Here is a 13,430-nt window from a genome sequence, read left to right as displayed (position 1 = left end):
GGGGTGGCACGTCAAAGGAAAGAATACGGCTCGATATCGACGCGGGCGCGGATCGATGCGGGCAGTTTAAAGCGCGCCATCCAGGTCGCCATGAAGTGGGATACATCCACATTGCGCCGGGCCTGAACCAGGAAGCGGCGGCGATAGCGCCCCCTCACCACCGCCAGAGGCGGCTCGGCAGGGCCCAGCAGGGTGACATCATCACTCAAGGGCGCGGCCGCTGCGGCAATCTTCGCGGTCTCGACCAGCAAGTGCTCGTCGGTGCCTGACATCACGAGTGCCGCGAGGCGGCCAAAGGGCGGAAGGCCCAGTTGCTCGCGCATCATGGCTTCCAGATCGAGGAACGCATCGCGGTCGCCCTCGACGAGGGCGCGAATCGCCTCGTGGTCAGGGTCATGGGTCTGAAGCAGAGCCCGCCCGGGCCGATCAGCGCGGCCTGCACGGCCAGCAGCCTGTACAAGCGTCTGGTAGGTCCGCTCGCCCGCGCGCAAATCCCCGCCCTTCAGGCCGAGATCCGCATCCACAACGCCGACGAGGGTGAGATGGGGAAAGTTGTGACCCTTTGCCGCAATCTGTGTGCCGACAAGGATGTCGATCTCGCCTGCTTCCATGCGGGCTATGAGGTCTCGCACACCGCCAGGTCCCGACACGCTGTCTGAGGAGAAAATTTCCACGCGGGCATCGGGAAAGCGCAAGGCGGCTTCTTCGGCAACCCGCTCCACACCCGGCCCCACACTGGTCAGCGAATCAATCGCGCCGCATTCCGGACAGGCCTTCGGGCGCGGCATGGAAAAGCCGGTCGTGTGACAGACAAGGCGCCCTGTATAGCGGTGTTCGACGAGCCAGCGATCAGTGTCAGGGCTTTTCATCTTGTGCCCGCACGCCCGGCACAGCACGAGCGGCGCATAGCCCCGCCGGTTCAGGTAAAGCAGCACCTGCTCGCCGCGCTGGATCGTTTCGGCCATGGCGGCGGTGAGGACCGGGGAAAGCCAGTGGCCGGGTTCAGGCGGATGCTCGCGCAAATCAATGGTATCGATCTGCGGCAGGACCGCCGTTCCAGCGCGGGCAGCAAGGCGAATATGGCCGTAGCGGCCTGCCCTGGCGTTCACCAGCGTTTCAAGGCTGGGCGTGGCGCTGGCGAGAATGGCGACCGCGCCTTCGATCTTGGCGCGTGCAACTGCGAGGTCGCGGGCATGATAGGTCAGGCCCTCATCCTGCTTGTAGGTGGGGTCATGCTCCTCATCGACGATAATGAGGCGCAAATTCCTGAAGGGCAGAAAGATGGCCGAGCGCGCACCGGCGATGATGCTGGCCCGCCCGGCACTGATCTCCCGCCAGGCGCGGCGGCGCTCTATGGGGCCGATGGCCGAATGCCAGAGGGCCGGCGCTACGCCGAAGCGGGCCTCGAAGCGGGCGGTGACGGCCTGCGTCAGCGCGATCTCCGGCAGAAGGACGAGCACTTGCGCGTCCGGTTCGCGGCGCAGCAACTCCGCAATGGCTTCGAGATAGACTTCCGTCTTGCCTGACCCGGTCACGCCATCAAGCAGCGCTGCCTGAAATCCGCCAGCGGCGATGAGGCGGCGAAGCTGGCTTGCGGCATTCTCCTGCCCCTCATTGAGTGCCAGGCCCGGCGCATAGGGATCAGGAGCGGGAAAGGGCTGGTCGGTATCGCGTTCCTCGGCGCGCAAGGCACCGGCATCGGCCAGCCCCTTGACGACACCTGCCGAAACGCCTGCGCGCCTGGCCAGCTCGGCGCCGCTTGCCGCCTCCTGCGCCGCGGCATCCAGCACCGCCTGGCGCGCCGGTGTCATCCTGTCGGGCAGGATTCCGGTCGGGTGATAAAGAGTCTGGGTGGGAGATGGCTCCAGCCCGCCCCGGCTGCGCAAGGTGGATTGCAATACGGTGCCGGGGTATTCCGCCAGATAGCGCGCCGTCCAGTCGACAAAGGCGCGCATGGAAGCGGTGTAGGGGGGAGCATCAAGCCTGGCCGACACCGGCTTCAGGGGCCGGTTGCCGCCCGCTGCATCGCGCAATCCCCAGACAACGCCATGCGAAAGGCGTTTGCCCAGCGGCACGATGACATGATCGCCTTCTGACAGGATCAGGCCCTCAGGCACGGCATAGTCGAACGCCTCCGGCAAGGGCAGGGGCAAGAGTACTGTCGCAATTTGAGAGGGAGCCTGATCCTGATTCGTGCTCATCGGAGCATCCTAGCGGGCGGGCGCGCCGGATACAGGCCGGTTAACGCATCTGGAACCCGCTTCGTGTCATGGTTCACCCCGTGAACACGTGCCCCCGCCAAAGAGGGGCCGGTATCAGGATGGATGGACAATGATCGGCATCAAGCGCATGCGCAGCACCCCCATAGCCGCAAGCCCGGCGAAACCTGACAGCGAGGACTGGCGCAGCGCCATCCTGGCCGATCCGGCCCGCATTCTGGGCGATGCTGAACTCATGCAGGCGCTGACGGGCAGTCCTGCCAGCGGCGATGTGGTTGACCTCAATGCCGTTGCCCGCGCCCGCCTGCACAGCGAGATTGTCTGCCTGAAAGCCGCCAATGAGGACCTTCAGGACATGTTGCGGGGCAATCTGGCGGCTCAGGCGAGCGCCCATGCCGCCGTCATCGGCCTGATGGACGAGCCGAACCTTGCCGCGCTCGACCGCCGCCTCGCCGGCCATACGGCTACGACGCTCGGCCTTGAAGCCGTGCGGGTGTGCCTTGAAGGCATCACCGCCCTGCCGCGCGCCATCGCGATCCTGCCGGCCGCCCCCGGTCTGAAATCGGCCATGCTGGACGGTCAGAGCGAGCGGCTTGGTGCGCCCGATGCCCGCCTTGCAGGGGCCATTTACGGCGTGCAGGCAGGCCGCGTCGCCAGCGAGGCCGTGATCGGCCTCGAGGGCCGGGGCTTTTCTGGCGTTCTGTGCCTGGGCTCGGCCCGGCGCGATGCTTTCCGCCCGAACGATGCGCCGGACCTTGCCCACTTCCTCGCCCGCATCCTTGAACGCCGCCTGGAGGCCCTGCTGGCGAGATGAGCCCTGAGCCCGCCCCTGCCCGGCTGGTCGCGGAATTTCTGGCCCATATCGAGGGCGGGCGCCGCTACAGCCCCCACACGGTGAAGGCCTACGAGCGCGATCTTGGCCAGTGGCTGGGATTTCTGGGGCGGCACCTCGGCAGACCTGTCGACATGAAGGATCTTGCAGGCCTGACGGGCACACACTGGCGGGCCTGGCTGGCTGACCGGCGGCGCGAGGGCGCGGGGCCGCGCACCCTGCAACGCGCCCTCTCGGCGGTGCGCAGCTTCTACGCCCATGCGCGCACCCGTCACGGTCTGGAAAATCCTGCGCTGGGACTGGTCGAGGCCCCACGGGCACCGCGCCGCCTGCCAAGGCCGGTCAGCGAGAGAGCTGCAAAGGCGATGCTTGACCAGTCTGGCGAGGGACGACATGAGGCCTGGCAGGGCGCGCGGGACCTGGCCGTCCTGTCCTTGCTCTATGGCGCGGGCCTGCGAGTTTCAGAGGCCGTGGGCCTGACCGGGCGGGACCACCCCTTGCCGGATTCGCTGAGGATTACCGGCAAGGGCGGGCGCACAAGGCTGGTGCCTGTCCTGCGCCCGGTACGCGAGGCGGTGGAGGCCTATGCCGCGCTGTGTCCGTTTCCGCTTGCCGCAGACGAACCGCTGTTTCGCGGCGCGCGGGGCGGGGCGCTGAACGCCCGCGAAGTCCAGCGCAGCGTGGAACGCCTGCGCGGCGCACTTGGATTGCCTTCAAGTGCCACACCGCACGCCTTGCGCCATGCCTTCGCCACACATCTTCTGGCAGGCGGCGGGGATTTGCGGGCAATCCAGGAATTGCTGGGCCATGCCTCTCTTTCCACCACCCAGATCTATGCCGAAGTGGACACGGCGCGGCTGATGGCGGTGCATGCCGCGGCTCATCCGCGCGCCCGGATGGGCCGGTCCTAGCGTCCCGCTCGCCGTCAGGGTTTGCGGTTGCGCGTCCAAAGGCCCTCGCCTTTCCTGCTCGTCCTCCCCCAACCCTTCCTCCGTCATTCTCATCGCCTCAAATCCCGCCTCCCCCATTTCCCTCACTCTTCGCTCGCGCTTCGCAAACTTTGCTTTACAAAGTTATTTGCTTGCAATAGAAGATGGATAAATCCGCGAACCGGACCATCCCTGTTGCAGGAGCCAAAACAATGACGACTGACCGCAAGACCGCCGCCAACGCAGACCTCGCCTATCTGCGCGAGATGGCAGAAGCGGGCGCACGCGCCCCGCTGCTGGGCGGACGCTTCATGGCCTGGTGGGGCGGGCTGACCGGCACGGTCGCTTTCACCCACTGGCTGATCATTACCGGCGCCCTTGATCTGGGCCCCCAGGCCCTGTGGCCGCTCTGGCTCGGATACATGGTCCTCGGCTCGGCCGGCAGCGCGGTTCTGGGCTGGTCCTTGCGCAACAAGCCGGGCAGCGGCTCGATGGCGAACCGTGTCCAGCGCACGGTCTGGCCCGTGATTGGCGGAATGATCGGGCTCTATTTTGCAGGCCTGGTCGTCGGCATGGCCACCGGCATGGTGCCGGGCTCGCTGATCAATACGATGATGCCTATTGCCTTCATGGCCTATGGCGCAGGCTGGATGATCGATGCGCTTCTCTCGCGCGAGCGCCTTTTGCTGGTGCCCGCCCTCGTCTCCTTGCTGGCCTGCTTTGCCTGCACCGTTTTCGTCATGACAAGCTGGGTCTATCTGATCGCCTCAGCCGGCATGCTGCTCGGCACCTTCATTCCGGGCTTCTTCCTGATGGCACGAGAGCCGCGCGAGGTGATCTGACGCCATGGCCGACTTCAATTCCTCTGATCTTGATGACGTGATCCATGGACGCATGCGCCTCGGCCTGATGGCCTATCTGGCGAGCGTGGAGGCAGCAAGTTTCGGCGAGCTGAAAGACCGCACGGGCGCCACGGACGGCAATCTGTCGACCCATCTGAGAAAGCTGGAGGATGCAGGCTATGTGTCGATCAGCAAGCGCTTTGTCGACCGCAAGCCGCGCACCGACGCCTCGCTGACCGATGCGGGCCGCGCAGCCTGGATCCGCTATCTTGATGATCTCAAAAAGCTGGTCGGTGAGTGATCAGGCGGGAAACACCAGCGGCGCGATAAGGCTTGCCAGCAGGGCGATCAGCGGCGCGGCGACCAGATTGATGCGCAGTCCCGCCTTGATCATCTGACCCATGCTAACCGCGCCCGATGCATAGACGATGGCATTGGGAGCGGTTGCGACCGGCAGCATGAAGGCGCAGCTCGCGCTGAGCGCAACCGGAATGATGAGATGCTCTGCCGGGACGCCCGCAGCTGACGCCACCCCGCCAAGGACTGGCAGGAAGGCGGTGGTGGTCGCCACGTTCGAGGTCAGCTCGGTCAGGAAGACCACGATGAAGGCAAGGATCAGCACAACGACCGGCAGGGGCAGTTGCGCCACGATCGCGAGATGCGATCCGATCCAGGCCGAAAGGCCCGTCGCATCCATCGCCGCCGCGAGCGATAGCCCCCCGCCGAAGAGCACGAGCACACCCCAGGGCAGGCGCTGGGTCGCTTCCCAGTCCATCAGGGCCTGCCCCTTGCCTTCATCTCCTCCGGCGGGGATCAGGAATATGGCCAGCGCCCCGGCCATGGCGATCTGCATGTCGCTGAGGCGCAATGTGACGGGCAAGGCGAACGTCTCCGACAGCCAGGCGAGCAACGGATTCCAGCCGAAGCTGATATCGGGAAGGCCGATGAGAACGCCCGGCAATTCGCGGCCCATCCACAAGAGAGCCACCGTGCCGAACGTCAACGCGACGCGCAGTTCCGGCGTGGTCATGCGGCCAAGGGCGTTCTTCTCCGCAACGATGAGGGCGTGGCCCTCGCCGCTGCCTGCCCGCGAGGGAATCTTGAAGGCAAGGCGGGTCAGGATGATCCAGGCTGCCGGAATGATGAGCAAGGCTGCCGGCACACCGACCGCCATCCATTCGGGAAAGCTGATCGAGCGCTCTGCAGTGCGTTCAAGATAGCCGATTGCGATGAGATTGGAGGGCGTGCCAACCGGCGTTGCCAGCCCGCCAATGGAGGCCGAATAGGCAATCGCCAGAGCCAGCGCCGGCGCAAACATGCGCGTATCGACACCTTCCTTCTCGACAACCTCCGCCACCTTGAGGGCGATCGGAATCATCATGAGCGTTGTGGCAGTGTTGGAAATCCACATCGAGAGAAGACCCGATGCGATCATGAAGCCGAGCACCATGGAGGCGGGACGGGACCCGAAGGCCGACACCACGTTGAGCGCAATGCGCGCATGCAGGTTCCAGCGCTCGATGCCGAGCGCGACAATGAAACCGCCCATGAGCAGCATGACGATGGGGTCGGCATAGGGAAATGCCGCGTCACGGACAGTTGAAACGCCCAGAAGCGGAAACAATGCGAGCGGAATCAGCGCCGTGGCGGCAATCGGAATGGCTTCGCTGGCCCACCAGCACGCCATCAACAGCGCGAGCGAGGCACACAGCCAGGCTTCACGCGACAGGCCTTCAGGAAGCGGGATGCATTGAAGGCCGATTGCAACGGCCAGACCCGTCACAAGCCCGATACGACGCGGCGTCCAGGATGACGTCACTATGCCTCCCCCCTGACAGGCGCGCCTCATGCCGGCCGGGCGCGTTCCATGCGGGAGTTAAGCCGGTTTGACTGCAAGGAGCAATTGGCAGGCCCGATCAGCTTGCCTAGTGGCCGCTGGCGCCAGCTTTCAGGACAAAGCGGCGGTCGCAATAGCCGCACTCGACAAAGCCTTCATCGCCCATGTCGTACCAGACACGCGGATGGCCAAGCGCACCGCCGCCGCCATCGCACATCACGCGCGAGGTGCTGACCTCGATGATTTCGGGCGCCGGAAAGGATGCCGGCTTGGCAACCGGAGCCTTGCCCGGTTTCGCCGGTGTCTTTGCGCGCGTGCTGGCCATGTTTGTCCCCTGTCGGCAGTTGAGGCGTGCACTGGCATGGACGGCGCGGCGCAAGCCTCCTAAACTTGGTCTCCTGCTTTAGTTTTAGCCGCTGCGTCCGTCAATCGGAGCCAGCCTTTCCTTCAGCCATCAGGGCCATTCTTATCCATGTCCTCATCGCCATTGCCTGACTATGCCATCATCGCCGAAGGGCTGGAGAAAACCTATGCCGGCTCGAAGAAGCGCGAGCCGAAGCAGGCCCTGAAGGGCATTGACCTGAAAGTGCGCCGCGGCTCCATCTTCGGCCTTCTGGGTCCAAATGGCGCAGGCAAGTCCACCTTCATCAACATCCTTGCGGGCCTCACCAACAAGACCGGCGGGACGGCCAGCATCTGGGGCCATGACATCACCGCTTCAGCGCGCAGTGCGCGGGCCTCGATCGGGGTCGTGCCGCAGGAAATCAACATGGACGTGTTCTTCACGCCCTTCGAGACGCTCGAACTGATGGCCGGGTTCTATGGCGTTCCGGCAGCCGAGCGCCGCTCTGACGAGCTGCTGGAGGTGATGGGTCTTTCCGACAAGCGCAATGCCTATGTGCGCCAGCTGTCGGGCGGCATGAAGCGCCGCCTGCTGATCGCCAAGGCACTGGTTCACAACCCGCCCGTTCTGGTGCTGGACGAGCCGACCGCCGGGGTGGATATCGAGCTGCGCCGCCAGCTCTGGGACTATGTGGTCAAGCTGAACGCTCTGGGCGTCACCATCGTCCTGACGACGCATTATCTGGAAGAAGCCCAGGAGCTGTGCGACGAGATCGCCATCATCGATCAGGGCCAGGTTGTCGCCTGCGAGCCGAAATCGAGCCTTTTGCGCCGGCTCGACCGCAAGACGCTCATCATCGAGGCTGAGGACACGCTGAGCGCCGTGCCGGCCGGTTTCGAGGATCAGGACGCGGTGCTGCGCGATGGCGCACTGGCCATCACCTACCGCGCCGGCCAGTCATCGGTCGGTGATCTCATTGCCCGCTTCAACCAGAGCGGGGCGCGCATTCGCGACCTGCGCACCGAGGAACCCGATCTGGAGGATGTTTTCCTCGCCCTCACCTACAATGCCGGGCATTCTGACGGTGAGAAGGCCCGGCCGGCAGGCTGACCGGGCCGCAATGCCGGCAGATCGGGACCGGCAGGAACCAAGGCCATGATGCGTTTCTTCAAATCGGTTGGGGCTGCTTCCTTAAGCGCTCTGGGCCTCGCGCTGGCATTGCTGGTTCTGTTGCAGATCCGGCCCGTCTCGCTGACCGGATGGGTGGTGATGGGGCTTTTGTTCCTCGCAGCCTTTGCCACCGCGCTCATCGCCTATCGATGGATGATGGGGGCAGAGTTCTTCCCCGCCGATACCGAAGGCACGCACGGCGAGGGCTATGCGACGGGCGTCGGGTTCGGCCAGGCAGGCCAGCGCCGGAGGCGCGAGGACGACGATCCGGACGCGTCGATCCGCAAGGGTGACGGCATGGATGATGCTGGCGGCGAGGACGGGCTCCTCTGAGGCGATATTTCCGCATCATGAAATGTTATACATATACAACAAAACGCTTGTGATGTGCATGATCGTCACCTATAGACAGGGTGTGGGGCGTGAAGACCCCGGGCATGAAAGTCAGCTTCGATGAGTTCGCCGATCTATAATCGCCTGCCTGTCCTGCGAGCCGAGCGCGGCCTGTCGCGCAAGGCGCTGGCCGATGCGGTAGGCGTGAATTTCCAGACCATCGGATATCTGGAACGCGGTGATTACAGCCCCTCGCTGGAGCTGGCCCTGAAGCTTGCCGAGTATTTCGAGCTGCCCGTGGAGATGATCTTTTCCCTGCAGAAGTTTGAACCGCTGTCACGCATGGCAAGCAAGGCAAATCCCTGATGTCCTTCTATCTGCGCACCGCCTCCGGCAAGACCCCGCAACGCAGCCGCACCAGCATGCGGCTGGCCACCAGCCTCACGCTTGGCGGATATCCGCTGGGCGCGCTCATCGCCCTCAATGCGCCGCTCGCCGGAGAGGGCGGCGGGGCACTCGCCCTCAACATTGCAGGGCTCGGATTTATCGTGCTGGCCATTGCAGGCTTTGCCTATATCGCCCCGTCCTACATGCAGCGCATAGTCGGCGAGCAGGTCTGTGAGCTTGATGATCTGGAACGCGATCTGCGCCAGAAGGCCTATGCCTTCGCCTATCATGTCCTGACCGGGCTGGTAGCGGCAGCGATCTTCTATCTGGCGGTCGCCAACGACGAGACGCGCCTGACCTTGTGGGCGCCTGACAGCTATACCCACTGGAACACGATCTTCTGGGGCGTCCTGCTTTACAGCTTCACCCTGCCGACCGCCTATCTCGCCTGGACCATGCCGGAGTTCGAGCCGGAAGCCGATGAAGACGTGTCAACGCCGCCATTGCGCAAGCCAGGCGTGCGCTGGTGGCTGTGGGCTCTGATCGCCAGCGGCATGATTGCCGGTTTCATCCTCGCCCGGCTGATCACCTAGCTCTCGGCGGGAAAGCGGGCGGACGCCTGCCGGTCGAACCGGGCAAGGCCGGCGCTCTCCATCACCGACCGCACCTGCGCAGCATAGCTGTCACCGCTGGCGGCATAGGGGCCGACCAGCGCTACCAGAGCAGGTCCGTCGACAGACGCGCCTTCATTGCGCAAGTCCGCCCGCTGCGCCCGGAACGCGGCAAAATCGCGGTGCGTGTTGAAGACGTCGACATACTCGGCGGCGGCTGCCGTCAGGCTGGCAAACCGCCCATCGCCGGGCGTGCGTCCAAAGAGGGCATTGCGGGCCAGCGCGCTTTCACTGCTGCCCCAGCCTGTCGCCAGAGCCGCCTGCGCAGCGCCCAGGGAGGGCGGCACGATATCGACCCGCGCGAGCAGATCATCAAGGTCCTCGTAGCGCCCGCCATAGCGGCGCGCCAGCGTATCGCGCCTTGCCTGCTGGGGCAGGCTCAACGGTATGCCGGCATCGATCTGCGCACGCATGACGAGAAGCTGCTCGCGCTCTTCAAGAATGCGTTCGTTCTGCGCCATGACGAGACCGGCTGCGATGCGGGCAAACGTCTCGCGCCGGGTGGCCGGGTCCATCTCTTCCCAGTCTGACGGGAAGCTCTCGATGCGCAGGGCAGCGGGCGAGCCTTCCGGCCCCAGCGCGGCCAGAAGCTCGCGCACATTGATCGGCGACAGGGTCTGGACTTCGTTCTGCCGGCCATTGACCCCGAAGGACACGACGGCACTGGCGAGCGTGAACCCGGCTGCGACCGCTGCAATCATCCCGGCATTGGCCAGATTGCCGCCGCGCGCTAGCGGCGGGGCGACATTGAAAAGGCGGGCCACCGGCCCTGCCGTCCAGCCCTGTATCACCAGCGAGGCAATCACCACAGCGAAGGCTGCCGAAAAATAGAGGTTCGCGTTCTCTACACCTGCGAGAACCGGAAATGCGCCGAGAAAGATCGGCACGGCGCCGCGCAGGCCCATCCAGCCAATGAACGCCCGCTCGTTCAGGCGGAAACGCTCCGGCGCGAGGCAAATGAGAACGGCTACGGGCCGGGCGATGAGGATCAGCACAAAGGCGATGCCGAGGGCGGGCAGAGCCACTTCGGCAGCGTGGCTCGGCGTCACCAGCAGCCCCAGCATGAGGAAAAGCCCGATCTGCGCGATCCAGGCAAGGCCATCGGAAAACCGCGCCGTCGCCTCTGCAGCCCGGCGCTTGGGCGCTGAAGCCATGGAGACGCCAGCGAGGTAGGCAGCCAGGAAGCCTGATCCGCCTACAACTTCGGTAAAGGCGAAAAGGAAGACCGCAGCAGCAGAGGCAAAGATGGGATAGAGGCCGATAGGCAAGCCGATCTTGCGCTCGACATAGGCGATTGTGCGCCCGCCAAACCAGCCCAGAAGCCCGCCTGCCGCAATCGCCCAGGCTATCGAGAAGGTGGCCGTCAGCGGGTCCGGTGCGCCCTGTCCGGTCAGCCAGGCGACAAAGGTCGCCACCAGTATGACCGCCATCGGGTCATTAAATCCCGATTCCGCCTCCAGCGTGGTCGCGACGCGCGGGCGGGCCTTGATATCGCGCCCTGCAATCAGCATGAGAACGGCGGCAGCATCGGTGGAGGAGACGATCGCCCCCATTAGGGCGGCCTCTACCCAGCCCAGCCCGAAAAGATAGTGCGCTGCGACGGCGGTAATCCCGGCGGTGATCAGCACGCCCAGCGTCGCCAGGCTAAGGGCTGGCCGCAGCACGCTGCGCAGGCGGCGCAGCTTGGTGCCAAGCCCGCCATCAAAGAGGATCAGTGCCAGTGCCAGAGATCCGAAAAGATAGGCGGTATCATGGGCATGAAAGGCGATACGGCCGGGCCCTTCTTCGCCAGCCAGCATGCCGATCACGAGGAAGATGAGCAAAAGCGCCGGACCGGCCTGCCGCGTTACGGCAGCCCCTGCAATGGCGAGCAGGACTAGGCCCGCTGCCGCCAGCAATATGAGTTCGGCTGTATCCATGAACCCATGGGTATATGGGTTTGCTGACAGTCAGGGAAGCAGGTTGACCGCTGTCCTGCGCTGCCGGTTGCAGCGCTGCCCCGGCCTGCGGCACGCTGCGGCGTCTTGCGATTGAATACCGGCGCGCAGCCCTGTAAGAGAGCGCCAAGGCACCCGTAGCTCAGCTGGATAGAGCGCTGCCCTCCGAAGGCAGAGGTCACAAGTTCGAATCTTGTCGGGTGCGCCATTATTTTCTGTCCTCCCTCACATCCGTTCGGTCGGTCCTCGCTTGCGCTGCGGACGGGCGGTCGCCCTTGCGAACCTTGCAGGTTCGAAATTGGCCCGCTTTAGCGCGCTATTATCCAGCTCAATGCATCAAACCCGGAGTGCGGCGATTAGCGTGACCGTGTGACCGGCCGTCAATCGCCCCTTCGCCCTGTTTCGCCAAGGGCGGCGAAAGCTGCATGGAAATCGGGTCCGTCCATGAAGGCCCGGGCAGCGGGATCATCGGCGAGCTCGGCGCGGAAGAACGCTGCGGCAGCTTGCGCGGTCGCGCCCTGAACAGGCTGGTACCAGCTTGGCTGCGGCCCGCGGCTCTGACGTCCTGAAAACACGGCGTGATCACCCGGATCAAACACGATGAGGTATTGGCGCTCGCCGCCGGTCTGGCCGAACGGGATGCGCCTTGCCGCCGGGTCCAGCCTGTCGTCCAGCGGGCTTGTGTCATCGACGCCGGTCACGTGCAGGAGCGGCATGGTGACCGAGCTATAGGCGGCACTGTAATCGTCAGGGCCAAGGCGCGCATGCGGAGCGGGCGGAGACAGCATCATGCCCGCCCGCAGGCGTGGCTCGCCCATGGATAGCGGTCCGCGCGGGGTCAGGTAGGTCAGGCCAGCTGCCGCGAGGACTGTATGGGCGCCGAAGGAATGACCGGCAATGCCAAGGCGGGCGGGGTCGATGTCCAGCGCGGATGCACGCTCGGCAATCGTGTCGACGATGAAGGGAATGTCAGCATAGCGGTCGCGCGCGGCACCGGCATTGGCACCCGCCTGCAAGGCCCTTCGCGGTTCACGGCTGCCCTGCCAGATGGCCGCGTCCGATCCGGGGTGCTGGACGTGTATGGCCACAATGCCCCAGCTGGCAAGGTGTTCTCCGAGATAGGGCGCCGCCTCCCGGCTGCCGCCCAGACCGTGGGAGAAAATGACTGCCGGGAACGGTCCTTCACCCTGCGGCCCATAGATTCGCACCGCGATCTCCCGCTCGCGCCGTGTATCGCGCCAGATATCCTCGCTGATTTCGATGCCATGGGGACCGGGCGCCGCAAAGGCATCCGGCGAGACGGTTGCCGCACCTGCCGCGGAAGAGGGCTGGCCGGACAGGGTGAACACGGCGAGGCAGACAAGAAGCACACGCGGCATGATGAAATCTCCAGAGACAGCCCGCATTCAACGCTTGCGGGATTAAATCTCCGTCGCGCTGTCAGCCCGGATTTCTGGCAAGCAAATCTAAAGCGTTGAGCCGTTAGGGTTACCGCTGACACGTGACGACGCGCGCGGCGGGGACGGGAACGCGGTATGAGCCGGCATACAATCAGACCTTTCATCCTGTGCGGCGGTGCCGGCACACGCCTGTGGCCGCTCTCCACCGACCAGCGCCCCAAGCCTTTCATGAACCTCCCTTCCGGCCGCTCCATGCTGGCCGAGACGGCTGCCCGGCTGGTGGCAGCGGGCACGGACATCGCCTTTGTAGACCTGACCGCGATCGGCTCTGTGCGCCATGGCAATGCCTTGCGCGCGCAACTGCCCGGGGCGGCGCTGATCCTGGAACCTGTTGCGCGCGATTCCGCCCCGGCAGTTGCGCTGGCAGCGCTGGCCGCCGGGCCGGATGCGCTGGTGCTGATCCTGCCCGCCGATCACCATATCCCCCGGCCGGAGGCCTTCCTTCACGCAATTGCAAGGGGGGCGGACGC

General features: G+C 65.1%; 14 protein-coding genes and 1 tRNA gene. 10 read left to right on the top strand and 5 right to left on the bottom strand.

From position 1 onward, the window contains the following. Positions 1 to 11 precede the first annotated feature (11 nt). Complete coding sequence (locus ACTS2Z_RS07050; RefSeq protein ID WP_442572514.1) at positions 12 to 2,201, bottom strand: primosomal protein N'; 2,190 nt, start codon at positions 2,199 to 2,201, stop codon at positions 12 to 14. Positions 2,202 to 2,331: 130 nt separating this feature from the next. Here ACTS2Z_RS07050 and ACTS2Z_RS07045 point away from each other — a divergent pair, with 130 nt between their 5' ends. From ACTS2Z_RS07045 to ACTS2Z_RS07030, 4 genes are all read left to right on the top strand, one after another. Beyond that, the gene (locus tag ACTS2Z_RS07045; RefSeq protein WP_442572513.1) at positions 2,332 to 3,033 is read left to right on the top strand and encodes a DUF484 family protein; all 702 of its coding nucleotides are present in this window, start codon (positions 2,332 to 2,334) and stop codon (positions 3,031 to 3,033) included. Continuing rightward, positions 3,030 to 3,962 carry a tyrosine recombinase XerC gene (locus ACTS2Z_RS07040; protein WP_442572512.1) on the top strand — a complete coding sequence of 311 codons (933 nt, stop codon included), beginning with the start codon at positions 3,030 to 3,032 and terminating at the stop codon, positions 3,960 to 3,962. Before ACTS2Z_RS07045 ends, ACTS2Z_RS07040 begins: the two co-directional genes overlap by 4 nt. A gap of 230 nt (positions 3,963 to 4,192) precedes the next feature. Beyond that, on the top strand, positions 4,193 to 4,822 hold the full coding sequence (locus ACTS2Z_RS07035) for a hypothetical protein (RefSeq protein ID WP_442572511.1): 630 nt from the start codon (positions 4,193 to 4,195) through the stop codon (positions 4,820 to 4,822). A gap of 4 nt (positions 4,823 to 4,826) precedes the next feature. Beyond that, a complete protein-coding gene (locus ACTS2Z_RS07030) occupies positions 4,827 to 5,123 on the top strand; it encodes a winged helix-turn-helix domain-containing protein (protein WP_442572510.1) in 297 nt (98 codons plus the stop codon). Here the strand turns inward: ACTS2Z_RS07030 and ACTS2Z_RS07025 are convergent, their stop codons facing one another. Both ACTS2Z_RS07025 and ACTS2Z_RS07020 read right to left on the bottom strand, forming a co-directional pair. Then, positions 5,124 to 6,641, bottom strand: coding sequence for an SLC13 family permease (locus ACTS2Z_RS07025; protein ID WP_442572509.1), 1,518 nt, complete (start codon positions 6,639 to 6,641; stop codon positions 5,124 to 5,126). A gap of 106 nt (positions 6,642 to 6,747) precedes the next feature. Beyond that, positions 6,748 to 6,984 (bottom strand): zinc-finger domain-containing protein, encoded by a 237-nt coding sequence (locus ACTS2Z_RS07020; protein WP_442572508.1) that lies wholly within the window; start codon positions 6,982 to 6,984, stop codon positions 6,748 to 6,750. Between the two features lie 147 nt (positions 6,985 to 7,131). Between ACTS2Z_RS07020 and ACTS2Z_RS07015 the strand changes: the two genes are divergently transcribed. The 4 genes from ACTS2Z_RS07015 to ACTS2Z_RS07000 all read left to right on the top strand — a co-directional run bounded on the left by ACTS2Z_RS07015 (position 7,132) and on the right by ACTS2Z_RS07000 (position 9,485). Next, positions 7,132 to 8,112 (top strand): ABC transporter ATP-binding protein, encoded by a 981-nt coding sequence (locus ACTS2Z_RS07015; protein WP_442572507.1) that lies wholly within the window; start codon positions 7,132 to 7,134, stop codon positions 8,110 to 8,112. A gap of 45 nt (positions 8,113 to 8,157) precedes the next feature. Continuing rightward, positions 8,158 to 8,505, top strand: coding sequence for a hypothetical protein (locus tag ACTS2Z_RS07010; RefSeq protein WP_442572506.1), 348 nt, complete (start codon positions 8,158 to 8,160; stop codon positions 8,503 to 8,505). A gap of 120 nt (positions 8,506 to 8,625) precedes the next feature. Next, on the top strand, positions 8,626 to 8,871 hold the full coding sequence (locus ACTS2Z_RS07005) for a helix-turn-helix transcriptional regulator (RefSeq protein WP_442572505.1): 246 nt from the start codon (positions 8,626 to 8,628) through the stop codon (positions 8,869 to 8,871). Next, entirely contained in the window at positions 8,871 to 9,485 is a 615-nt protein-coding gene (locus ACTS2Z_RS07000; RefSeq protein WP_442572504.1) for a hypothetical protein, read from the top strand. Before ACTS2Z_RS07005 ends, ACTS2Z_RS07000 begins: the two co-directional genes overlap by 1 nt. Here ACTS2Z_RS07000 and ACTS2Z_RS06995 read toward each other — a convergent pair. Continuing rightward, positions 9,482 to 11,482 carry a potassium/proton antiporter gene (locus tag ACTS2Z_RS06995; protein ID WP_442572503.1) on the bottom strand — a complete coding sequence of 667 codons (2,001 nt, stop codon included), beginning with the start codon at positions 11,480 to 11,482 and terminating at the stop codon, positions 9,482 to 9,484. The two genes, ACTS2Z_RS07000 and ACTS2Z_RS06995, sit on opposite strands and share 4 nt — an antisense overlap. A gap of 149 nt (positions 11,483 to 11,631) precedes the next feature. On the opposite strand from ACTS2Z_RS06995, the gene ACTS2Z_RS06990 reads away from it, so the two are divergent. Then, a tRNA-Arg gene (locus ACTS2Z_RS06990) sits at positions 11,632 to 11,708 on the top strand. Between the two features lie 172 nt (positions 11,709 to 11,880). On the opposite strand, the gene ACTS2Z_RS06985 is transcribed toward ACTS2Z_RS06990, so the two are convergent. Continuing rightward, positions 11,881 to 12,879: an alpha/beta hydrolase family protein gene (locus ACTS2Z_RS06985; protein ID WP_442572502.1), complete on the bottom strand. Its 999-nt coding sequence runs from the start codon at positions 12,877 to 12,879 to the stop codon at positions 11,881 to 11,883. Between the two features lie 156 nt (positions 12,880 to 13,035). On the opposite strand from ACTS2Z_RS06985, the gene ACTS2Z_RS06980 reads away from it, so the two are divergent. Continuing rightward, positions 13,036 to 13,430: sugar phosphate nucleotidyltransferase (locus ACTS2Z_RS06980; protein ID WP_442572501.1), on the top strand; the 395-nt coding region annotated here is incomplete at its 3' end.

The organism is Glycocaulis sp. (assembly GCF_052168375.1).
In the GTDB taxonomy this organism is placed as follows: domain Bacteria; phylum Pseudomonadota; class Alphaproteobacteria; order Caulobacterales; family Maricaulaceae; genus Glycocaulis.
The sequence above is the reverse complement of the archived record's forward strand: the minus strand, read 5'-3'. Positions and strand labels throughout refer to the sequence as shown.